Genomic DNA, 22799 nt, shown 5'->3' on the forward strand with positions numbered 1-22799 from the left:
GTCGTTCCCGCTGCGCTTCGCGAAAGCCGTGGCTCTCCCGCCCGCCGCAACCTGTACGTGTTACTGTCCGATCAAGCCAAGCTTGCTCATCGCCCGCAAAATCAGGACGGCGCCCTGAGCGCGCGATGCGGCTTCCCGCGGGGCGAATGCGCCTCCGCCGACGCCGTCCACGAGCTGCTCGCTGCGGGCCAGCTCGACATAGGCGAGCGCCCACTTCGCGATGTCGCCGCCGTCCGTGAAGCTTGCCGCGCCGCCCCCGGCCGCTTCCAGCTGTTTGGCCTGCGGCTCGAGGCCGAGCAGGCGCACGACGAGCACGGCCAGCTCTTCCCGCGTCAGCGGATCATCGGGGCGGAAGGAGCCGTCTTCGCCGCCCTGAACAAGCCCCTTCTTCTTGGCTTCGGCGATATAAGGGAAGTGCCAGGAGCCGGCCGGCACGTCGCGGAACGGCGCCGTCTCCGTGGATCCGCCCGGAGCGGCGAAGATCCGTCCCGTGTCCGCCGTCATCTGAACGAGCAGCTTCGTAAACTGCGCTCTCGTGATCGACAGGTCCGGTTGGAACTCCGTATCCGTCATACCGTCCACGATATGGCGGGAGATCAGCACCTCCATATCCCGCTTCGACCAATGCCCGTTCAAGTCGGCAAAAATCCGGCTATAATCCAAGACCGCATAGTTACCAAGCTCGTGGATCGCCGCCGCGATCGTCCCTGTCTTCGAATCGAACACGCCGCCCGCATAATGCCATTTCGCCGGATCCGCTTCATCCTGCCGGTATATGCCGAGCTTGCGCGCGTCGAAATCGCGGTGTTTGTCGGCATCGTATTTCAGCGTAAGCTTCATCGGCCGGACGAGGGCCATGCTTCCGGAATCCGGGTTCAGCCGGAACACGCTGCTGTACCGGCGATACCCGTCCGGCACCGCCGCCCCATCCTCGCCGATCTCCGAAGCGACCAGCTTCCGGCCGCTCTCAAACGTGCCTGCGGCAATGTCCAGCGCGATGCGGCCATCGAATCCGCTCCACGTCTTCGCCTCCGCGGAAACGTCTACGGTTTCCGAGCCGCTGCCGCTGCCGTTGCCGCCCGGGTCTGCCGGCTGAGCCGGTACGCTGCTTCCCCCGCCGCCTCCGGACGGGCGACGGTTATCTTCGAGCGTCCCCGCACTGACCGTTACGCCGGAGGCTTGATTGCCGCCTTCGTCTTCCGCCGCCAGCCTGACCTCGTACTCGGTTTTCTCGGCAAGCCCTGTGATGTCGTACCTCTGTACGCCTTTGGCGACGGCAGTCGCACTGCCGAACGGTTCATCCGTGCCCGATCTTCTCCAAGAAACGAGAATTTGCTTCAAATCCGCATCAGCCGGATCGGTCCAACTGACCGCTATCGATCGCTTCGCTCCCCGGGCGGCGGGCGAAATCACATTGCCCGGCGCGGTTGTATCTAATGTCCGCGCGCTGACCGTTACGCCGGAGGCTTGATTGCCGCCGTCGTCTTCCGCCACCAGCTTGATCTCGTATTCCGCTTTCTCGGCAAGCCCTGCGATGTCGTACCTCTGTACGCCTTTGGCGACGGCAACCGCACTGCCGAACGGTTCATCCGTGCCCGATCTTCTCCAAGAAACGAGAATATGCTTCAAATCCGCATCAGCCGGATCGGTCCAACTGACCGCTATCGATCGCTTCGCTCCCCGGGCGGTGGGCGAAATCACATTGCCCGGCGCGGTTGTATCCGGCGTATCGGACGTGCGTCCCGAAATCTCAACGGCGTCCGATTCGTTCCAATGCGTATCCGCCGCCGTCAATCGAATCGTATAGCCGGTATTCGGGGCCAAATTTTCCAGCCGGAGCGACTGCACCCCTTTATCCACATATTCCGGCACATGATATCGGGCCTCTCCTTCCGCCTTCCATGAAACAAGTACCTTGCGCAAATCGGAATCCGCCGGATCGGTCCATGTAACCATCAATGCCTGCCGCTCGGCGGCCGCAGCCGCCCCGGTCACTTTGCCCGGAGCCGTCGTGTCCATGTCGAGCGCCTCTTCCTGCAGCGTTTCGGCCGACGCGTCAACCCCTGCCGATTCCACACCGTTGTGTCCGACGGTAACGAGCTTCACATCGTATACCGTACTGTGCGCGAGCCCTTCCAATACGGCGAACGTTTGATCGGCGGCCACTTCCTTGAACTGAGCCGGACCGCCGGACTTGGGCTGCCAATAGAGCTTATACCCTTTGGGGTCGGCGCCTTCCACCCGCTTCCACTCCAGCGCAATCATCCGTTTGCCGCCCGCCGCCTGCAATTCGGCGGCTGCATCGGCCGGTGCTGCATTCGCCGCCTTTACGACGACGCCGGCCGCCACGTGGTCCTCTTCCATCGCTACGCGAGCGTAGCTGAGCACTTGCGCTCCCACCTTGACCGTGTAGGATTCGCCTTGCTTGAACTTGTCTTCACCAGGGTCCGGAACAAACCGGAACCGGTTGGCGACCGTCTGTCCTTGATCGTCCGTTGCGGGAGCGACCGGCTCCACCGTGCCTGCGAGCTTATCGCCCTCCGCCGTTTCCACGGCAATCGAAGAGTCGGTGACCGCTCCATCCAGCATGTATTTGGTAAAAGCGACCCGTACCCCGTCCCCGTACACGGCGTCGATTACCGCTACTTTCGGCGCCTGGCGCGACACCATCGGGACGTTCACGTCAAAATGCGGCGGCAGCACGGTCAGCTCCGCGCTTTCCGCAGGCAAGTAGCCTTCCTTCTCGTATAACACCTTCCATTTGCCCTCCGGAACGTCCCAGCCGTACCGCCCCTGGCGGTCGGTGGTCAGCGGGTTTTGCTGGCCGAACCACTCCGCATCCCATACTCGCCATTCGCCGGTGGCCGTATCCTGCTGCAGCAGCGTGGCCGTTACGCCTTCCACGCGGTTCCCGGGCACAGCTTCATACACGTAGCCGCTCGGGTCCCAGATCCACGTCGGATCGGCGACCTTATCGTCGTCTTTCCGGCGTTTCTTTTTGTTTTCGTCGTCATCGTCATCTTTCTTTTTGCAGCGATCGATGGCGCCCGCGGCGGCCATGTCGTCGCGCCACTTTTTGTCCTTCTCGAATTCTTCCTTCAGCAGCTTCAGATTTTCCTGCCAGCTGTCCTTGGCGAGATTGCCGATTTTATTTGCAGCAGCAGTGAGTGCAAAGGCTCCGATCGGTGGGAGCGCCAGCGTCAGCGTGCCCGCGACAAGCCCGACTCCGGTCAGTACGCTTTTCGCGACCAAATCTCTCGCGGCTTGCTCATACAGCTGATCCGTAGCCTGAATGTAATGATTCACGGTGGGGACATGGCACTCGCTGTTAATGACGTAATCCTGGAATGCGATCAAGTCGTCCGCATATTTGGCGAGATCCAGGCTATCCGTCACATAGGTGCGCAGCTTGTTCAGCGTGCCGAGAACCTTGCCGGCATTCTTAACGGGCTCCGGAATCGCCGGAACCCCGAGGCCCCGAGCCGACGCGGCGAGCTTCTGCACTCCCGTCCCCTGCCCGTCGTCCGGGAACAGAAACTCCAGCTCGTTCAATATATAATTCTCCGGCGCGGCCGCCGTGCCCACCAGCCCGGAAAGTTCCTTAAGCTGCTGCGGATCGAGCAGGGAAGCCGGCACCGCCGCACTCATCGTCATCGTTCCGGCCGCCTCGTCGATTTTCATTGCATAACCCGAAGGCTTGTCGACCGGCTTCATACGCCAGCGGACGTAAAGCACGAGCGGCTGCCCTTCCACTTCAAAAGTCGCCTTCACCGGCTTGGAGAGGTAAAAGCCGTCGCCCGCAGCCTCAGTCAAAGTCCGCCATTGCGGCGGAGCCTCGCCTTCCTCTACGATTTCGTATTTCGCCTTGCGCCAAAAATCCGATAAAGCGTTTTGCGCGGCTTCCCAATCCTTCGGCGCCGGCGCCGGTCTCGGCTCATATTCCTTCGGCTTGATATCGTAGGAAACATAGACGCCGGTGCCCATATACATGGACGCCACTTCCGTCGCCTCGTATTTCTTGGACGTGCTGTTCCAGCGGACCGGAATATCCGTCTCCCCTACGGTGATTCTGACGCCCGACACTCTTTCCGGCGCATTGAACTGAGCCTCAAAATGCATCGGCATCCCCGGGACGACCACATACGGGAACCGTGCGACGCCTTGCGCCGGATCGAAGCTGACGCTGCGTCCGTCGGATTGGCGCATCGTAAACTTGGTGATCACGACATGGTTCGGATCGACCGAGGCGATGACCGGCTGCGACTGCGCGAAGCCCGCGGTCGTCTCCGCCTTGGCCGTCAGCCGATAACGCGCGGCTTCGTTCCATACCGTATCCGGCGCTTTCTCCGGCAGCGTCACCTGGGTGTACCAGAGCCCCCCGGCTGTCGCCACCGCATAGCCGACAATCGCTTCATCCGCATACACGGTCACTTTCTGCCCGGCCGGAGCGCGCCCGCTGACCCGGATCGTCCGGTTCAGGGAAAGCTCCGGCGCTTCCAACGACACCTCGCCGACGCGGACAAAAGCGGCGCCAAGCAATTCCTCTTTCTGGCTGTCCGCCCCTGCCGGCGTGTAGCGGATCGTCACGTTCATTTGCACGTCGGAGGAGACCGCGCTTCCCATTTTTAAGCGAAAGCTGAACGCACCGTCTTTTCCACTGGCAATTTGGCCTATCGGAACTATCGCTTTTCCATCCTGGATTACCGGCGTCGCGCTCACTCCGTTCATCATGACGCTGCCCTCCGGAAGCGAAGTGCCGGCCGGAATCGGGATGACGAGCGAAGCATCGCTCACGGCCGCCGCACCTGACGCCAGCTTATAGCTGCCCCGCACCGTCACCGTATCGCCGGCCATGGCGGTCAGCTCTCCGCTGTTGATGCCGTTCCCCGGTTTCCCTTGGAACAAGGAGTTCGCGCGGGACACTGTAATCGGCTCGAGACTTTTCAGCTCGCCGTCCGCTACGGTAACATCCCGCGAGCTCCACACGCCCGGTCCGTTAATAGTTACACTGTAAGTTCCGCTCCGTGGTACGGAGGTGGAGAAGCTGCCGTTTGCATCCAGGTTGGCATATCTGGAGAAATAGGAACCGGCGTTTCCTTTGCCATACACGGCGATCTGATAACCGGAAAAATTGGCGTCGCCGACAAGTTTGCCGCTGATTCTCGCTTTCTCCTCCAGCCGGATCTTCGCCGTACCGCTCAGCTGCTCATCCAGAACGACTTCATCGCAATGATCGGTAAGGCCTGCCTCCCGCCCGGACATGCACACCTCAACCGTATCGCCGGCTTTGCCTATAACCTCCATGCGGTTGCCGTTAATGGTGCTTGAATTTCCGTAAAAATGACCCGACGGAGATTTAGCTCGAAGCCCGTAATGCACCGCCGTTCTCCAGTCCGATACGTCCAGCGGCTGCCAATCGGCATCGACGCGCTTCAGCTCGGCATCGATCTTGATGAACCCGGTTTTGCTCGGATGTAAGATTAGGTTATTTTCAGCAACGTATCCCGAGTTCACTTCGATGGCGCGAGTATATTGGGACTTGGAAAAAGGCCGCTCCACCATCCGCGCGCTGACCAAATAGATCCCCGGATCGGCCTGTATTTCGTACATACCGGATTCATCCGCCACCGTGTCGAGCCAAACGCCCTTGCCCTGGCTGAACAGCTCGACTTTCGCCCCTTTCACCGGCGCACCCGCGGCATCCGTCACCTTGCCTTTGACAACACCCGCTGCCATCCTCTCCAGATGCACCGTCTTTTCGTTCGTCCCCGGCTGCAAAACGACCGTGTTTTCAACAGGCACATAAGGGAGAAGGGCTCCCGCGCGAATTTTGACCGTTTCCCCGGCAAAATGCGTCCCCCACAGTGCGACTTTCCCGGAATTATCCGTTCTGCCGCTGAACAGCGGCCGGTTTTGACTGTCGTAAAAATCGACCTGCTGGTAAATAGCCGCCGATGAATCGTCGAGCAGAACGGCCTTGAGCTCTGCCCGCGGACGAACCGAAACGGTAACGCCCGTCTCCTTGCCGCTGCTCACGGAAATGCTTCCTTGCTCCAGCAAGCTCCGGCCGGCCGAGTCGACCACGGTCAGCTTGTAGTCGGCCGCTTCGCCGACATTCACCGACGCTTCCAGCGACGGAGACAGCTTGCCGCTTGCGCCCAACTTCTTCTCCTCGCTCCACAGCAGCACAGAGGCCCCTGCCAGCGCATCCGGATATTCCGATTGCACGCTCACCTTCAGCCTCCCGGCCACCTTCACCGGGAAAGAGCCCACCTGCTTGAATACGGAAGGGTCGTTTTTCAGGCGGACTGAAATGGAGGAAATCTCCACCGCATCGGCAGGAATATCCGCTTCCCCCAGGAAGAGTCCCGGCGTACTCGCCGATTCGGTCATCTCCACCCTGAGCGGCTTCGACTCCGTACCGCTTCCTGCGGCAGCCTTGTATTCCCCTACCGCCTCCAACTGCTCCCCGGAACGGCTGTAAGCACGCACCGTGAAGCTGCCGCCCATAGCGGGCATACCGCCGTGAACCTGCGGGTTCATCGACCAACCCGGACGCAAGATTTTATCCTCCTGCTGCGGCGCGAAATCGCATCTTTCCGCTGTTTCGAGGCAAGCGACATACACCGCACTTCTGCTTACGGTAAAAGCGACCTTGGCACCATCTCCGCTGATGCTCGTATCATACGTGCTGGCCGCACGGTTGCCGACCCGCTTGAACTCCTTATTCACCAGGTCGTACCGCACCGCTCCCCACTGTGAATCAAAGACCCCGGAAGGCCCGTTATTGCCGCTGCCCGGATCATAATTGTAATACTCCATACTGACATAGCGGCCGCTGCCGCTAAGGCGCGGATCCCTGAACCCGATATCGGCATTGCGCGGAAAGGAGATGACCCCCTCGCTGCGTCCGGTTTGCCGGTCCATGAGATAAAGCCTCTTGTCTTCCGTCCCGTAAGACGATGTAAACACGACATACCTGCCGTCGACGGAAGGATACGGCCACCATACCATCCTTTCGGAATCGTCGTCGTCGGTCTTGGCCGGCACGTGTTCCAGCTTGTCGATCGACGTATCGTAGATAAACATGCGGACCAGATCTCCGGACAGCCCCGGCACCAAATTGCCTGCATACGAAACGAACATTGCGTACCGCCCGTTGCCGGTCATCACGGATTGCAGGCTGGCGTCATCCCCCTGTACCCCTTCCGCCGATACGGATATCCGCTTCACCTGCCTGCTCATCCGGTTGTACAGAAACACATCGCTGTACTCATTATCGTCGCCGTCGACAATATCGTCGGCCGCTGACGTAAACGCGATCCACTGCGCATCGTCGCTCATCGACACCGAAAACGCGAAACTGCCGAAATCTTTGGGCAGTCTGTCTTTGACCTTGGTGACACGGTCGTATACCACAACATTATGGCGGCCGTCCTCGAAATTTTCCGAATAGGCAACATACCGTCCGTCCGGGCTTATGTCGATAAATTGATCATCGTCAAGCCGGTACTGGACGTCCGGCATGTCGGCGATCCTTTCTGTTTTTCCGGACGGAATGTCGTATACGTATACGCCGTACGGACTTGCGTGCGGAGAAGCTTCATCCGGTACGTAAGCCACATAGGCAACGGCTTTTCCGTTTTCGCTGATTGTCGGCTGCCAATATGCATCCCCGTATTCCGCACCATCCGGCGTCTTGGCGACGAGCACCGCATTTTTATGGAACGTCGCAACTGTAACTGTCGACGCGGTGGACATATTTCCCAGCTTGTCGACCGCTCTTACGCTATAGGTATGTTTTTCCATCTCTCCGAGGTTGCCTTCAAAATAGTAACGTTCCTTCGTTTCCGCGACCTGCTGTTTGTTTTTTTCCACCACATAATGGTCGACGGTCGGATCTTCCCTATAGGAACCCGGAATATTCGGATCCGGGATCATAGGAGGGTCCCACTGCAGCTCGATCGCATCGTTTCCGATACCTTTCCAGTCGATATTGTACGGCTCGGCCGGCGGGGTCCGGTCTACCGCAAAGCGTACCGGTGCGGCTTCCTCGCTCAACTCCCCGTCCTTGTCGGCCGTTGCGGTAATCCGGTAATCCCCATCGTCCTGCGGGATCCGGACTGTTACCGTAAATTTTCCGGTGTCCGGCCCGTAAACCTCGGAGGCGACCGTTTGCCCCACCGCCTCATACCAACCGCCTGCCGGCGCGAGATAAACCGTAACCATGGCATTCAGCGCCGCCGTTCCGGCAACCTCCAGCGACGCCGAATTGGTCAGCTCCGGCAAAGGAAACAATACCGGCGGCTCGGGCGTAGGCTGCAAATAAACCGCCTTCGTTACGCTTCTCGCCGCCGCGGGGGCAGCACTTTCGCGGGCGGCTTCGCCGTAGACATTCCCGGATACGGCGGAAGCCAGTTCCCCGAGCTTCCCGGTTACAGTCCGCACGCTGCCGTCCCGGTTTATAGGCTGAATGCGTTCCTCCGATGAGGCAAACGTCTGTCCCGCCGGAACGGCGAGCTCAAGCAGCAGAACGGCCGCCAGCAATAATGACAAAAATCGTTTCATAGCCTTCCCTCTTTTCCGCTTCAGGAGTTTCGCCATAACCGATATCTCCGGTCGGCTTTGACATTTTCGCTCTCCTGTTTTTGCTAAAATCCAAACCAGGTCTCATCCATTTTCCATTGTGCAGCATCATCCAACCAGATGATTCGCTCCTATTTTCGACAAGGAGCCGTCACGATCTTGATTATTACCTGTCATTTTCCGGAGGCCGCGTCATAGAAAAAAACGGGATGCCCCTGGCGAGAGGCACCCCCGTTTTTTTCGTTTATGACTTCACCCGTTAAGGGAGCTTCAGCTCGACGTCGATGCGGTGAATACTAGAGGTAACGCTCGTAAAATCGGTCGTCACGGAATCCGAGTATTGCTGTTCCCTCACCTTGCGGATTTTCATCTGCACCGGCTTTTCCCCTTTAGGTGCGTAAAGGGCCGTAATCTTATACCTGCCCAAAGGCACATCGTGAATGCCGAAGCCGTCCGGCGAATCCGTGCCACGGCTCTTGATTGCCTGTCCCTGGCTTCCATCGACAAGAGGTCCGTCAGGAGTCAGCGTCAGCTCGACGTCTTCCCTGCTCGGCGGGGGCAGCGAATCGTCTTTCGGATGATACAGGTCCATCATGTTGAAAATGACCCGTCCTCTACAGGAGTAACACCCCTCCGGTGCAGGGCCGCCGCTGGCGTTCAACGTGAAGTTGCGGATGGCCCCTGCGTCTCCGGTGAACGGCTTGTCGTTATCGGGAACGAGGTCGAACGTGTACGATTTTCCATTGTATTTGCGCGTGATCTGGGCGCTGACCGCATAAGTCGTCGCGCGCATGCCGAGCGGAATCCGGTAATATCCGTCCGCGTCGGTGACTCCAACCGCATTGCTGTTGTACAGCAGCTGATTGTCCGCGACGACCTCGGCTCCCTCGATCGGGTTGCCCTGCGCGTCGGTGACGCGGCCCTTCACGATCCCGGGTTCAGCCTTTTCCGTATGCGGTTCCGCCATGCCTCCAGTCCCTTCGATGTTAATGATAAAACCGCTGCGATTTTCGATGAACGTCACTTCATACCCGCTGTTCTCCGAGATAAACCTTAGCGGAACCATCGTTTTTCCTTCGATCATTTGGGCGGGCACTTCCAGCTTCACCGTTTGGCCGTTCACCACAGCCTCGGTGCTGTCCAGCGTCAGTTCGATCTCAAGCCCGTCTTTGGCGCCGGATGCTTTTCGCACTCCTCCCGCATCGGACCACTTTACCTGAAACCCGAGCGTTTCGAACAATGACCGGAACGGCACGAGGGTGCTCCCATCCCGGATCACCGGCTGCGCATCCTCGAAATCGAGCGGCGTCCCGTTGTACATCACCTTTATTCCGGTGGATGCGGCAAAACCCGGCGGCGGGCATAACGTTAAAAGCAGCGCAATGGCTAAAAATACGGCGGTTATTTTTTGGAAAATAACGTCAATTCTCAATAATCTTTCCCCTTCCTGTCAAATTTGCTTCTCATTTATTTTCCATTTGGCGGCGGCATCCGGCCAGATGAATCGTTCCTATTTTTCGGCAGGGAAAGGTCACGGTACGGCGCCATGATCGGTCATCCCCAACTGTCGGCGCGTAAAAAACGCCTTCCGGCTCCATGGCCGAAAGGCGTATCATGAAATGTCTCATTCTTCGTCCGGCAGCGAAAACGTCAGCAAGCAGCCGCCGTCTTCCGGCGACGACAGCTCCAGGGAGCCCCCGAGCGACCTCACCCGCTCGGTCATGACCCTGAGGCCGATGCCGGTGCCGGCCGGCTCGTATTTTTTGCCGTCGTTCCATAAAGAGAAGCAGATGCGCCCGTCCCGGTGACCGAGCTCAAACCGAAACCGGGTGCACTCCCCGTGGCGTATGCCGTTGGTCAAGCCTTCCTGCAGCGCATGGAAAATCACTTTTTTGGGAAGGGCCCCCAGCGGCGGCAAGGGCTCAATATCCGCCTCTACCGCTACTCCCGCAGCCTGCGCGGTTTCCGCAAGCAGCCCCTGCAGCGCCTCATTGAGATCATAGTCCGCGCCGCTTTGCTTCATCATCCTCACCGCCTGGCGCACTTCCTCCATGCTTCTGCGCACCAGATCCTGCGAGAGCTCCAGCTTTTCGTAGCCGCGGTCGTCGTTTTTCAGCAGCAGCCGTTTGGCCGCTTCCAGCTGAACGATCGTCGTCGTCAGCGTATGCCCCACGATATCGTGAATATCTCCGGCGATCCGATTGCGCTCTTCGACGACCTGAAGCTCGGCGATCGCCTGGGCGGTTTCCCGCATCGATTGCTGCAGGCGAAGATGGGCCTGCTCCAGGTCGGCCGTCCGCTCCTGCACAAGCCGCTCCAGCGAATGGGTCAGCCGGGACAGCTGCAGCTGAACGTTGACGCGCGCAAGCAGCTCGTATTTGGACAGCGGCTTGGTCAAATAATCGTTCGCTCCCGCGTCGAAGCCTTCCAGCAGATCGGACAGCCGGTTTCTTGCCGTCAGCATGATGACCGGCAGCTCGCTGGCGGAAAACCGCCGGCGAAGCGACCGGCAAATGTCGTATCCGTTGCCGTCGGGGAGCATGACGTCGAGCAGCACCAGGCTTACTTCCTCCCGCTCCAAAATATGAAGCGCTTCGCCGGCGGAATACGCTTTGATAAGCGTAAAAGGCTGCGAGGACAAATAGTTGTCCAGCACCTGATGATTGATCGGCTCGTCGTCGACGAGCAGCAAGGTCCCGCCCGAGGCGGCCTGTACCGCAGAGGGGTGGGGCAATTCGTCCGGCCCGGCTTCCGTTTGCCGGGCTAAGGCGGATCCTGCCGCCTCACGTTCCCGCACCGGTTCCGCAGATGAGCTTCCGTGCTCGCGGCTCGGCTCCCCCGCCGCCTCGGCGACAGGCAGCGTAAACGAGCATTCCGTCCCCGCCCCTTGAGCGGAGCGGATGCCGATCGTTCCGCCGTGCAGCTCGACCAGCTTCTTCGTCAGCGGCAGGCCTAGCCCGGTGCCTTCCAGCGTCGCGGCAATTTCGCCGACCTGCTCGAACGGCTCGAATACGGCGGCAAGCTTATCCTCGGGAATCCCGACTCCCGTATCGGAAACCGTAACGCGCACCCATTCGCCTTCCTGCGCGGCGGTTACGGCAATTTCCCCCGACGGCGTAAATTTCACGGAGTTGCCGACCAGGTTGTACAGCACTTGCTGCAGCCGGTCGGGATCGGCGGCGGCGGCCGGAAGGTTCGCGTCGACCCGGTTAACCAGGCGGACGCCTTTGCCTTCGATCATCGGGCCGAAGGCGGCGAGCACGATTCCGGCCACGTCGCGCAATTGAACCGGCTGCGGATGCAGCGGAATGTCGCGATGTTTGATTTTGGCCAGATCGAGAATATCGCCGACAAGCCGCGCCAGCCGTTTTCCGCTGGCCGCAATCAGCTGCAGATTGCGGCGGGCCGGTTCCGGGAGCGGGCCGGAAATCCCGTCGAGCAGCGACTCGGCAAGGCCGATCATCCCATGCAGCGGCGTCCGCAATTCGTGGGACGTGTTGGCGAGAAAATCGTCCTTGATCCGATCAAGCGATTCCAACCGGGCGTTTTTTTCTCGCAGTTCGTCAGCGAGCCTTCGGGATTGGCGGAAGACGTCCTTCAGCCGCGAAACGATCATCATGCCCAAGGACAATACGAACAGAAACATGCCGAGGTAAAAAATATTCGCTTTCCAATAATAGGAGAAAAGCGGCATATGCAGTATAGTGTACCTATTTACCGAAGGAACGTATAAGAAAAGAAGCTGCAGCAGCTTCGATACGGCCAGCATGCCCGCGCCGAAAGCAAGCCAGCGGGTCTCCGCATCCCGGCGATGGAGAAACCAATGCAGCATCGGCCGGGCAACGTAAAGCAGCGCCGCAGCGAGCACCGCCGGGTACACGTAATATTCCGCCGCCATAAACCAGTAGCTGTCGTTAAATGCCAGCATAATGGAAATGGCTGCGTACACCAGCATAAAGCGGGCCACCCTCCGGCAAGCCCGTTTGCTCGGTTCCTCGGCCAGCTGCTCCAGCAGGCCGAAAATCGCAACCGTCCCAAGCAGCGGCCCCAGGTTCTGGAAATAACCGACAAACAGAGGCGGATCGAACAAGCTCACTAAACCCGACCTGGCGAAGCAAGTGTATGCGACGCTGAAGTTGAGAAGCGAGAAGTATCCGTGCAGCGCCTCCTTGTTGTAAAACAAAAAGGTGGCGAAAGCGACAAATCCGAGAAACAAGTAGCAGACCGTCAGCGCCACGGTTAACATATTCGCCCGAATGATTTGCATCGTAATGTCGCCGGCTTCCAAAATAATAAGCCTTCCGAAGTACAGTCCCCCTTCTTTCTGGGGCATCACGCGCAAATGGATCGTTTTTCCCGCGTAATCGACCGGCAGCCGGTAAAAGTCCCTTTCATAATACGGATCGATCCATCGACTTGGGTGGCTCCAATTGAAATCGGCAATTTGCTTCCCGTCGATATAGATCTGGTATTGCCTCGCTTCCCGAATTTGCAGCAGCGGATCCCGCTGCGGGTCTTTAGCTTCCGGCAGCGTTCGTTTCACCCAGAACACTCCGGTATTTTGCTTCGCTTCAGCGGTTGCCGCCAGCTCCTCATACGGCTTCCATGAAACGCCTTCGTCGACGACCCGATCTTCCATCACCTGCAAATCGCCGATAACCGCTTCCCAGCCGGGCTCGTCCTCCAAGGTGTAGACCAATTTCCCCTTGAACTCGGTCAAGCCGCCGTTGACGAAATAGGTGAACCCGACGATCCCGGACACGATCACGGTTACGATCATGATGAAATCCAAACTTCGATGCCACCGCAGCCAGCCCGGTCGTTTCATGAATCGCTTCTCCCCTCCAGCAGCCCCTTCAGCGTCATGACGGCGATATTTCGGTCGTTCGTGCCGATTTTGCCGTAGATCGCGCTGACATAGTTTTTCACCGTGCCTTCGCTCATGAAGAGCAGCTCTGCCATTTCCCGGTTCGATTTCCCTTCCAGCATGAGCAAAGCGATCGTTTTTTCTTTATCCGAAAAAACGACCGCTTCGGATTTATGCAAAATCGTATCGAGCGCAAGACGGCCTCCCGCCGTGACCGAAGAAAGCTTGGCCGCCAGCTTGGCCGCGACGACCGAAGGCAGCATATAGTGCCCTTTGACGGCATCCCGAATCGCCTCGATCAGCTTATCCCCAGGCATATCTTTCAACAGAAAACCGGCCGCTCCGCCGGCAAGCGCTTCAATGATATAGTCGTCCTCCGCAAACGTCGTCAAAATCAGAATGGCCGTCGACGGCAATTTTTGCTTGATCCGCTTGGTGCATTCGATGCCGTTCATGCCGTTCATCCGAATGTCCATGAGCACGATATGGGGCAGATGCTTTTCCGCTAAAGCCAAAGCCTCCTCCCCGTTGCCGGCCGAACCGACCACCCGCATATCCTCTTCCAGGTTCAAAATCGTTTGGAGACCGTCACGCATCAAGGTGTGGTCGTCCGCAATAAGTATATCGATCATCCCATCATCTCCGGCACATTGCGATTTGGTTCAAGTATACCGCTTTCGTTCAAGGCGCGGCAATGCATCGAAAGGATAATGACTTGTCAGTGACCGGTCATAAAGCAGGCCCAAACAAGCCGGCGCGAATTTGAATACAATAAATAAACCCGCAAAAGGCAGGTGAGGGAACATGGCAAAAGGTTTCGATTGCTCCACCCCGCTGACCGGGCAAACGGCTGCCGCCTTTGCCGCAGACGGCTATGAGTTTGTATGCCGCTACCTGGTTCCGAGCGGATACAAAAGGCTGACCCGCGAGGAAGCCGAGCTCATTACGGCGGCCGGGCTTCAAATCGTTTCCGTTTTCGAAACGACGGCCGACCGCGCTCTTGGTGGGAGATCCGCCGGGCTTGCCGACGGAGCGACCGCGCTGCAGGTTGCGCAGGCGATCGGCCAGCCGGAAGGCAGCTGCATTTATTTCGCCGTCGATTTCGACGCGACCGGTGCGCAAATGTCCACTGTCATCGAATACATCCGGGCCGCCAGCGAGGCCACTCCGCAGTATACGACGGGAGTATACGGCTCTTATGCGGTGGTGGAAGCGGTTCTTGCCGCCGGCGCTTGCTCGCATTTTTGGCAAACTTACGCATGGAGCAAGGGACAAAAATCCGCCGCGGCTCACATTTACCAATATCGCAATGATATTGTCGTGAACGGCATCAACATCGACCTGGACGAATCCTACGGCAACGAGGGCTGGTGGAATACAAACACTGGAAATAGCGGAGGAGGCGAAGACATCGTGTTGGATCCGGGCGTAGCGCAAACCATCATCAACACTTGGATCTCCCCGGCATGGTTCGAAACGGACGATCAGGAGCAGAAAGACTACTTGCACTGGCTTGCCAACGAGCTGAGAAGAGCGGCCGGCTTGCCTGAGGAATAGACGTGTTCTATTATTACACCCCGCGCGCGGAAATGGCTTTGCAGCTATCCCGCGGCGGGGTTTTGCGTTTCTGCATTACGCGTAGATAAACCCGGCGCTTTGAGAGTGACGGTGCAGCCGATCCTTATTGGGGAAGATATAAAAAAAATCGCAAGGCTGCCGGTGGCAGTCCTTTTTCCTCTGCAAACTACTCAAAAAATTGAGTATAGATTTTCATATGCCGTTCTGCTTATGATGGAAGCACAGGAAACCCGAATTTTCTTGGATATCGCCGGTGGAAACACGACTCTTAATGAAAACGGGGGATGGCAAATGAGCAGTAACGGTGAAGCGGAAGACCAGAATTTATATCAGCGTCTCGGAGGACACGAAGGCATCCGGCAGGTGGTGCAAACCTTCTACAAGAAGGTGCTGGAAGATAAGGACATTCAGCCTTATTTCAAAAACACGGATATGGCCAAGCTGTCGGAGCATCAGACGATTTTCGTCTCTTTCGCCGTCGGCGGACCGGACTATTATACGGGACCAAGCTTGACGCAGGCCCATGAAAAGCTGAACATCACATCGGAGCATTTTGACAAGGTCATCCGGCATCTGGCCGATTCCATGCGTGAAGAAGGAATCGAAGCCGCCGATGTCGATGCGGTGGCGGCGAAGCTGCTGCCGCTGAAGAGCGCCATCGTTCGCCACAATTGAACCGTAAGAAGTAAGCCCCCGGTTTTCAGAAAATTAGCCTCGCACGATTTCTTTGATAATTAAGCCGCTTCTTTCCTTGCAGCTGGCCCGCGGGAAGGAGCGGCTTTTTTGTTTGTTACATGGCGCCGATGACGGACACAAGGTTGGTCGAGCCATATCCCAGCCCCAGATGCCAGCTGTCGGCCGACAGGCTCATGCCGTTTCGCGGTTTCCGCAAAAACGATGCCCCATCCGTCATGCCGGGGATGAATCCGGCCTTCTGCAGGCGGGAAATCCAACTGCCGGTCGATTCGTGCCGTTCGCAGCGAACCCCTTCCGGAGCGGCAACAATATCTTCGATTTCGCGGCCGAAGAAAATTTTGAGCGCCCGGCTTTCCTCCGTCCGGAGGGGCAGCGAATCGATGAATTCGAAAACCGCCGAGAAGTGGCGCCAGCAGTTATAGAAACGATGGATCGTATCGCCGGTTTGATGGTTGGAATCCGGTTCGCAAAGAACGAGGGCGGAAGGCTGCAGGCGCCGGATGCGGGACAGCACCTCATCCTTTGCGGAAAGACCGTCCCCACTGTCGCGAATATGATGAAGGGCGAACGAAGCGTTGACGAGCAGGCGGCCGGACCGGCTTTCAACACGCGCCCATTCGCTGTCCGGCAAACGCTCGATCTCTGTGGCCAGAGGCTGGAAATCGAGCGCGACACCCAACCGGCCGGCCGTATCCGTCACATTTTCCTCGGCTTCACGCAAGCAATGTTCGTTCGGCTCCACGGCGTACAACACGATTGATGACGGCAGCTTCTCTTGCTCCGCAAGCTGATGCAGCAGATGAACGATCTGACGTCCGGTCCCTATACCGATCTCGAGAAAGCGTAGAGACTCTCCTGCGCGAACGAAACGGGCAAGGCGGGCGTTCGCCGCCGATGTCACATGCGTCATAAGCGGAAACTTCTCGGCAAGCAGGTTAAACAGCGTAATTTGCGGAACGTCGTATTGCTTCAGGTACAAATTCATTTGGTCGCCGCTTGTCTTATCGAGCCGTTTCATCAGCGCCGCCGCGAACAGATAGGCCAAGAGATCCTCCCCATCCTCCGCAACGCGAAGGCGGTCCGCAAACCGGGAAAGCTCGGCTCTGGCCGAATCGAGGTTCGTTTCCTGCAAGGATCGCTTCAATAACATGACAAGGCATTCGTATGCCGATACCTGTACGTGATTCATAGGATCATTCACTCCGATCTTTTAATATGTTTTCATCGCACAGGAATCAGCTTAAAACATCCTCCGGGAATTCGATATACTCGCTTTTTTGAGTAGAACCGCGGGCGATCTTTTTGATTAGAAAAATATGTATTTCGGACCATTTACGACAGTCCACCGGTCCTATATACTTTATATGATTTTTCACATGCAACCAAACATTTCCACGTCAGGGAGGCCGGTATGGAACCGATTGACGTATTTGTATGCGAGGACGATCCGTTGTTCCGGGAACTGTTCGTCAATTTTTTAAGCAGGCAGGAAGACATCCGGATTGTCGGCTCGGCTTCCTACAAGCACCAATTGATGGCTGCCGTGAATAACATACCGATTGATGTGCTCGTACTCGATATCAATTTGACAGGCACCAACTACGACGGGCTTGAGGCCGCTATCGAAATCAAGGCGATTCAGCCCGACCTGCAAATTATCGTTCTCTCGTCCCTCGACCGCGAGGATGTCATGCTGCATGCCGTTTCGTACGGGCGGGTGAGCAACTATATTGTGAAAGAGCATTACCGCGATCTTCCCGAAGCGATCCGGGCGGCCCATTTGCGCCAGTCGGGCCTCCATCATTCCTCCGCCGGCAAGCTGCTTGAGCAGCTCAGCCGCAAAGAGAATGAGGAGCTGAGGAAGAAAATAACGCCCAAGCAGCTCGAGATTCTGCAGCTGCTCGATCAAGGGCTAAGCCGCAAGGAAATCGCCGAACAATTATTTTACAACGAGCAGTCGATCAACAATGAGCTTTGCAAAATATCAAACGTCGTCAAAGGCAAATTCCCGTATCTGGAATGGCTGCGGTTGAAAAAACACAACACGAAGCATATCATCGAGCTCGCCAAACAATTAGGCATCCTCTCATAACCGTAGTTAAAGGACTTGATTCCCTATGCTGTACGTACTGATGTTCGTCACTTTGTGGACGATATGCTTCATCATTTGGCGCAATGCCCGCGGCGCCGGTTATGTCCACTGGATCGCGCTTATATTTTTAACAGGCGGCTGCGCCAGCTTCTCCGTTTCCATCCACCACGTCATTCTGCCTTATTTGCGGCAAAACACCGAGCTCCCTTCACCCGTGCTGGAAACTCTGCGAATCATCGGAATCTCCGCCATCCATATTTACTTTCATTTTATTTTCTATACGTTTCTGATGAGTGCTGTTTTAGTTTGCAGGCTGTTTGCCAAACGTCTGATCGTCTGGATCGGTTTGGCCGCGCTGGCTGTGCCGCTGTGGTCCCTTGTTTCCACGGGCGGCTACTATCCGACAGCCGTTGTGGACGTGCAGTCGATCCGCACCTGGTCGCTGATCTATTTCGCAGCCGGAGTGGCTTGCTATGTCGCCGGTTACATGAAGGAGTCCGACGCACAGCTGAGACGCAATTTGGTTCGCACCGGCGCCCTGATCATCATCCCCCTCGTCCTGGCTTTCATAACCGATTTTTACAGCGTGGCGGCTATTACGATCAACGAGTCGGACATCGTATTTACCGGCGGCAACCATTGGGATATCAACTCGCTGATCGTATTGTGGCTGCTGGTATCTTTTGTTTTGTTTGCTTTGAGGTACGGAGTGTTCGGCGTCAAGCTGAAGATCGAGCAGCAGAAGCTCGACTATTCGATTCGCGCTTTGACGAAAGGAACGGCCATACTGAACCACGCTTTGAAAAATGAAGTCGTGAAAATCAATCTCATCGGGGAGCACATTCAATATTTGCTGAATAACGACGATCAGGCTGCGGCCAAGGAAACGGCAACCCATCTGTTCGAAATTACCGATCGGATGACGGCCCTGTTCCGCAAAATCGGCGAGCAGACGGAAGAAATTGTGCTGAATAAGGAGCGCATCCGCATCAACGGACTGATCGACTCCATCGCCGCTCAGCTGCGGCCGCTTGCCGAAAGCAAAGGAGTGACCATCCGCTGCGCATACCAGGACGATATCGAGGTAAGCTGCGATCCGCACCACATTGCCGAAGTGCTCAACAACGTATGCCTGAATGCGATGGATGCCATGCCTTCCGGCGGGGGAACGATCGACATTCACACGAATGTCAGGGGCAGCCGCTTGAATATTACGGTCAAGGACAACGGAAAGGGTATCCCCCAAGAAATGATGGGCCATGTGTTCACTCCTTTTTTCACGACCAAAAGCGGACAATCCGTGCACAGCGGCCTGGGCTTAAGCTACTGCTACAATGTGCTGCAGAAGCACGGCGGCGTCATAAAAGTGCTGGCCACCGAGCCCGGCAAAGGTACGACGATCGGCCTGGTCCTTCCTTTGAAGGACTAGGCTTTCTTTGTTTGTTGAGGTTTCCGCATGCCGCACCTTACATACTCTGAAATCCGAGTATATCGCTTGCAGCCTCACCGCGTTATGATGATCCATGTAAAAATGATTGCAAAGGAGACGATTGAGCATGAAAAAAATGGCGTTGGTTTTAGCGGCGGTCGGTATGCTGAGTGCGGCAGGTTCGGCGTACGCAAGCGAGGCTGCAACAGGCAATGGCAATGAGTCGGGCATTTGGGTGCAGCGCGGAAACAATGCGGATATTTGGGTACAAAAAAGCAAAGATGCCGATATTTGGGTGCAGCGCGGCGCTGACATTTGGGTGCAGTGAGAAACGGTATATTTAGCCGAAGTTTGGTGATCCGGCGGCCCTTCCGGCCGCCTTTTCGACGTTTGCCGCCCGAATAGACGATCGTACCCCCGCCGGCAAAAAACAGTTGTCAACGTTTCGAATGGAATGGTATCGTTGAACATATAACGATGGTAACCACGTGTAATGACCGTTCGTTTTACAGATCGCCTTCCGTCAGCCAACTATTCCCCTCTCTTCCGTCTCTCCGACGGATACGCCGTACAGCTTTGCCGATTCCATAAAAGAAAACCCTTGCAATGGAAAGGAGCTGGCCGAACATGAACATTTCGCTGTGCATTGGCGCCTACAAGGGGCAGGATGCTTTATTTCACCTGGAAAAAATCAAGGAACACGGCTTTCAAGGACTGGAGCTGTACAAATGGTGGGAGCTTGCGGATTTGCGGCGGTTTGCCGCCGAGCAGGAACGGATCGGTGTCGGCGTCATCGCGACGTGTACGAAGTTTTTTAACCTGGTGGACGAAACCAAACGCGATACGTATATTCAGGCGCTGGAAGAGACGCTCGAAGCGTGCCGGGTGCTCGGCGTGAAATCGATCATTACGCAGACCGGCGGCGAAATGGAAGGGGTGCCTCGGGATAAGCAGCGTGCGGCTATGGTCGAAACGTTAAAGCGCTGCGCGGTGCTGTGCGAAAAAGCCGGGATCGTGCTGGAGGTCGAGCCGCTCAACGGGCTTGTCAACCATCCCGGGCACTTTTTGCAGCGGTCCGATGAGGCGGCGGCCGTTATCGATGCGGTCGGCAGCGATCACGTGAAGTTGGTTTTCGACGTGTATCACCAGCAAATCACCGAAGGCAACGTCATCCGCAACGCCAGCGGATACATAGGGCGAATCAACCATTTCCACATCGCCGACAATCCGGGACGGATGGAGCCGGGAACGGGCGAGCTGAACTACGTGAATATTTTGAAGGCGATCCGAAACACCGGGTTTGACGGATTCGTCGGGCTGGAGTGCAGCTACTCAATCGATACGGACGAGGCGCTGGACCGGTTTAAGCGCGAGATTTTGGCGCAGGTGCAGTGAAGATTGGGTGACGGAGCGCAGATCGGCCCGTCTGCGGGAATCCTTCCGGGTTCGGATTTTGCAATTTTACCTCCAGGCTGTACGATATCTGTGTCCGTCTCCAAATTCCGGATCAATCAGTCCGTGCGTTTGGGGACTCTTCCGGAATCCTGTCCAAGGACCTTTCGATATCCATTGCCGATCTCCGGGCCTCCAGCATCCGCACGCACGGTCATGAAATGTAAATAAACCAGCCTTGAAAGGGTGGTTAGATATTCAAAAATCGTTGAAAGGTTATTTTATTGCATTATACAGTCTTTTGACCGTTATAAATGCCTGTTGTTTTGTAAAACTCCCGTTAGGGTTAAAATTATTCTCATCCGAGTTCCCCATTACTTTAGAACGGTTTGTCATATCTTCAATGGAAGTAACCCAATCGACCGCATGTATTGCCCAAGGTGCTATATCCTCCTTATCAGCAAACGATATAACGGTCTTTGGAGTGGCAGTGCCTATGATTTTAAAGGCTTTTTCCAACATTACGGCCGCTTCTTGACGGCTGATACTTCCATCCGGATCGAATGCGTTATCATCTTTCCCCTCAACGATACCAAGGGCGTTGGCTGCTAGAATTGCGATATCGTCTGTATCGTTGAAGACCGGTTTATTTAATTTCTTTCCGTTTTCATTCAGTATGTCATCTATTGATTTTGCCTTTTTAACCGCCAATAAATGAATTACAAGTTTGCAGAAATCGGCCCTATTAATACTTTGGTTATAACCATATCGAATATCATCCGGTATCAGGTTTAAAGAAATTGCATCGCTAACCTCAGTTTTTGCCCAATCAGCCGGGGTTTCTAGCGGGTTGGCAATGTAACCCCATCCATGATTCATTTGTACGCGTGCCAGCCCTTCGCTAAAACCATATGCGTCCAAAATATACCCATATTCCATCGGTTTCTCAGTCTGTATGATCAGCTTTCCGGTCCTATCGATATATCCCCACTTGCTGGTAGTGGCTCCGCCTGTTTGGGTTCGCATTTCCACAGGCTCAAGCCCTTCGCTAAAATTATTAAAATACTCAGGCCTGATGTTGTAAAATTGAGGAGGGATAATTTCTTTTCCATTTTTATCAACAACCCCCCAAACTTCTCCATTTTCCCCTTTCTTTTTAACCTGGGCAACTCCATTTCTAAACTTGAAAGCATGTTTGTACTGCAGAGGAATCACTTCTTCACCTGCCAGATCTATAAAGCCCCATACTCCATTTTTGTGAACCGGCGCCATACCTTCGCTAAAACCGTAAGAACCCGTATACGGAAAGGTGCTGATCATTTCTTGACCCGTTTTATCGATAAATCTTAGCGTTCCATCCTTAACTGATTGAGATAAACCATTATCGTCAAAAGCTGTCATCAGATCATATTGCGGTTCAATTATTACATTGCCCGACGTATCAATCAGACCTATTTTTCTACCGTCGGAAATCTGGGCTACCCCGTCTTTAAAACTGTGGACGAAAAATGAATTTGATAATGTGAGGACTACTTCTCCTGACTTATCCATATACCCTGTTTCTGAATTTGTCTTAAATGCAGCTAGACCTTCACTAAAACTGCTTAAATTGTAACTTAACTCCGTATGTATGACCTCGTGACCATGTTCGTCTAAAAATCCCAACTTGCCATTCTTCTTAAACAATGCCAAACCTTCGCTATAACCCTCTATTTCATCGTATTGAATATCTGCAATTAAATTTCCTTTCTTATCAAGAATTCCATATTTTCCGTCTTTTTGGACAATGGCAATACCGCCTTTAAAATCTCGAACCCGATCGTATAACGGTTCAATGATAATCTTGCCTCTGATGTCTATAAATCCCCACTTATTATTTTTTTTGATCATGGCCATGCCTTCCTTAAAATCCCCGGCATAGTCCACTTCCAACGGTTTAATGATGAATCTTAACGAATCTTGAGCCAAAACATTTGATGCGAAACCGGTCATAAAAAATAATGATAAGCAAAAACATACGATTACGATTTTTCTCAATAAATCTCTCTCCCAACTTCATGACAATTAACCACTCCCCAAAAGTGAAGTGAACCTTTATTTATTTCCTAAACGATAAAAAGGCCCCCTGCCGTCAGTCGACGAAATACCTGTGGCAGGGG

Annotated in this window: 12 protein-coding genes; 6 read left to right on the forward strand and 6 right to left on the reverse strand. The window is 55.7% G+C overall.

Features of this window, described 5'->3' with window-relative positions; translation table 11 throughout:
* Positions 1–60: 60 nt before the first annotated feature.
* The 4 genes from MYS68_RS25260 to MYS68_RS25275 all read right to left on the reverse strand — a co-directional run bounded on the left by MYS68_RS25260 (position 61) and on the right by MYS68_RS25275 (position 14085).
* Positions 61–8568, reverse strand: a complete 8508-nt coding sequence (locus MYS68_RS25260) for an S-layer homology domain-containing protein (RefSeq protein ID WP_248928497.1) — start codon at positions 8566–8568, stop codon at positions 61–63.
* Positions 8569–8845: 277 nt separating this feature from the next.
* Positions 8846–10018, reverse strand: coding sequence for a stalk domain-containing protein (locus tag MYS68_RS25265; RefSeq protein ID WP_248928498.1), 1173 nt, complete (start codon positions 10016–10018; stop codon positions 8846–8848).
* A gap of 192 nt (positions 10019–10210) precedes the next feature.
* Complete coding sequence (locus MYS68_RS25270) at positions 10211–13414, reverse strand: ATP-binding protein (protein ID WP_248928499.1); 3204 nt, start codon at positions 13412–13414, stop codon at positions 10211–10213.
* Positions 13411–14085 carry a response regulator transcription factor gene (locus MYS68_RS25275; RefSeq protein ID WP_248928500.1) on the reverse strand — a complete coding sequence of 225 codons (675 nt, stop codon included), beginning with the start codon at positions 14083–14085 and terminating at the stop codon, positions 13411–13413. Before MYS68_RS25275 ends, MYS68_RS25270 begins: the two co-directional genes overlap by 4 nt.
* A gap of 172 nt (positions 14086–14257) precedes the next feature.
* Here MYS68_RS25275 and MYS68_RS25280 point away from each other — a divergent pair, with 172 nt between their 5' ends.
* Together MYS68_RS25280 and MYS68_RS25285 are read left to right on the forward strand one after the other, a co-directional pair.
* The gene (locus MYS68_RS25280) at positions 14258–15010 is read left to right on the forward strand and encodes a DUF1906 domain-containing protein (RefSeq protein ID WP_248928501.1); all 753 of its coding nucleotides are present in this window, start codon (positions 14258–14260) and stop codon (positions 15008–15010) included.
* 312 nt (positions 15011–15322) lie between these two features.
* A complete protein-coding gene (locus tag MYS68_RS25285) occupies positions 15323–15706 on the forward strand; it encodes a group I truncated hemoglobin (protein ID WP_248928502.1) in 384 nt (127 codons plus the stop codon).
* 115 nt (positions 15707–15821) lie between these two features.
* On the opposite strand, the gene MYS68_RS25290 is transcribed toward MYS68_RS25285, so the two are convergent.
* Positions 15822–16916 carry a GRAS family protein gene (locus MYS68_RS25290; protein ID WP_248928503.1) on the reverse strand — a complete coding sequence of 365 codons (1095 nt, stop codon included), beginning with the start codon at positions 16914–16916 and terminating at the stop codon, positions 15822–15824.
* A gap of 222 nt (positions 16917–17138) precedes the next feature.
* Between MYS68_RS25290 and MYS68_RS25295 the strand changes: the two genes are divergently transcribed.
* The 4 genes from MYS68_RS25295 to MYS68_RS25310 all read left to right on the forward strand — a co-directional run bounded on the left by MYS68_RS25295 (position 17139) and on the right by MYS68_RS25310 (position 20643).
* Entirely contained in the window at positions 17139–17819 is a 681-nt protein-coding gene (locus MYS68_RS25295) for a response regulator transcription factor (RefSeq protein ID WP_248928504.1), read from the forward strand.
* Between the two features lie 25 nt (positions 17820–17844).
* Positions 17845–19248, forward strand: a complete 1404-nt coding sequence (locus MYS68_RS25300) for a sensor histidine kinase (RefSeq protein WP_248928505.1) — start codon at positions 17845–17847, stop codon at positions 19246–19248.
* Between the two features lie 127 nt (positions 19249–19375).
* Positions 19376–19576 carry a hypothetical protein gene (locus MYS68_RS25305; protein WP_248928506.1) on the forward strand — a complete coding sequence of 67 codons (201 nt, stop codon included), beginning with the start codon at positions 19376–19378 and terminating at the stop codon, positions 19574–19576.
* Positions 19577–19875: 299 nt separating this feature from the next.
* Positions 19876–20643, forward strand: coding sequence for a TIM barrel protein (locus MYS68_RS25310; RefSeq protein WP_248928507.1), 768 nt, complete (start codon positions 19876–19878; stop codon positions 20641–20643).
* Positions 20644–20916: 273 nt separating this feature from the next.
* Here the strand turns inward: MYS68_RS25310 and MYS68_RS25315 are convergent, their stop codons facing one another.
* Positions 20917–22677 carry a WG repeat-containing protein gene (locus MYS68_RS25315; RefSeq protein WP_248928508.1) on the reverse strand — a complete coding sequence of 587 codons (1761 nt, stop codon included), beginning with the start codon at positions 22675–22677 and terminating at the stop codon, positions 20917–20919.
* Between the last annotated feature and the right edge of the window lie 122 nt (positions 22678–22799).

The organism is Paenibacillus hamazuiensis (assembly GCF_023276405.1).
GTDB classification, from domain to species: domain Bacteria; phylum Bacillota; class Bacilli; order Paenibacillales; family NBRC-103111; genus Paenibacillus_AF; species Paenibacillus_AF hamazuiensis.

Bases quoted from the DNA above. Each gene is read 5' to 3' on its own strand.
- MYS68_RS25260 (WP_248928497.1), bottom strand. From the start codon at position 8,568: ATGAAACGATTTTTGTCATTATTGCTGGCGGCCGTTCTGCTGCTTGAG.
- MYS68_RS25270 (WP_248928499.1), bottom strand. From the start codon at position 13,414: ATGAAACGACCGGGCTGGCTGCGGTGGCATCGAAGTTTGGATTTCATC.
- MYS68_RS25275 (WP_248928500.1), bottom strand. From the start codon at position 14,085: ATGATCGATATACTTATTGCGGACGACCACACCTTGATGCGTGACGGT.
- MYS68_RS25280 (WP_248928501.1), top strand. From the start codon at position 14,258: ATGGCAAAAGGTTTCGATTGCTCCACCCCGCTGACCGGGCAAACGGCT.
- MYS68_RS25285 (WP_248928502.1), top strand. From the start codon at position 15,323: ATGAGCAGTAACGGTGAAGCGGAAGACCAGAATTTATATCAGCGTCTC.
- MYS68_RS25290 (WP_248928503.1), bottom strand. From the start codon at position 16,916: ATGAATCACGTACAGGTATCGGCATACGAATGCCTTGTCATGTTATTG.
- MYS68_RS25295 (WP_248928504.1), top strand. From the start codon at position 17,139: ATGGAACCGATTGACGTATTTGTATGCGAGGACGATCCGTTGTTCCGG.
- MYS68_RS25300 (WP_248928505.1), top strand. From the start codon at position 17,845: ATGCTGTACGTACTGATGTTCGTCACTTTGTGGACGATATGCTTCATC.
- MYS68_RS25305 (WP_248928506.1), top strand. From the start codon at position 19,376: ATGAAAAAAATGGCGTTGGTTTTAGCGGCGGTCGGTATGCTGAGTGCG.
- MYS68_RS25310 (WP_248928507.1), top strand. From the start codon at position 19,876: ATGAACATTTCGCTGTGCATTGGCGCCTACAAGGGGCAGGATGCTTTA.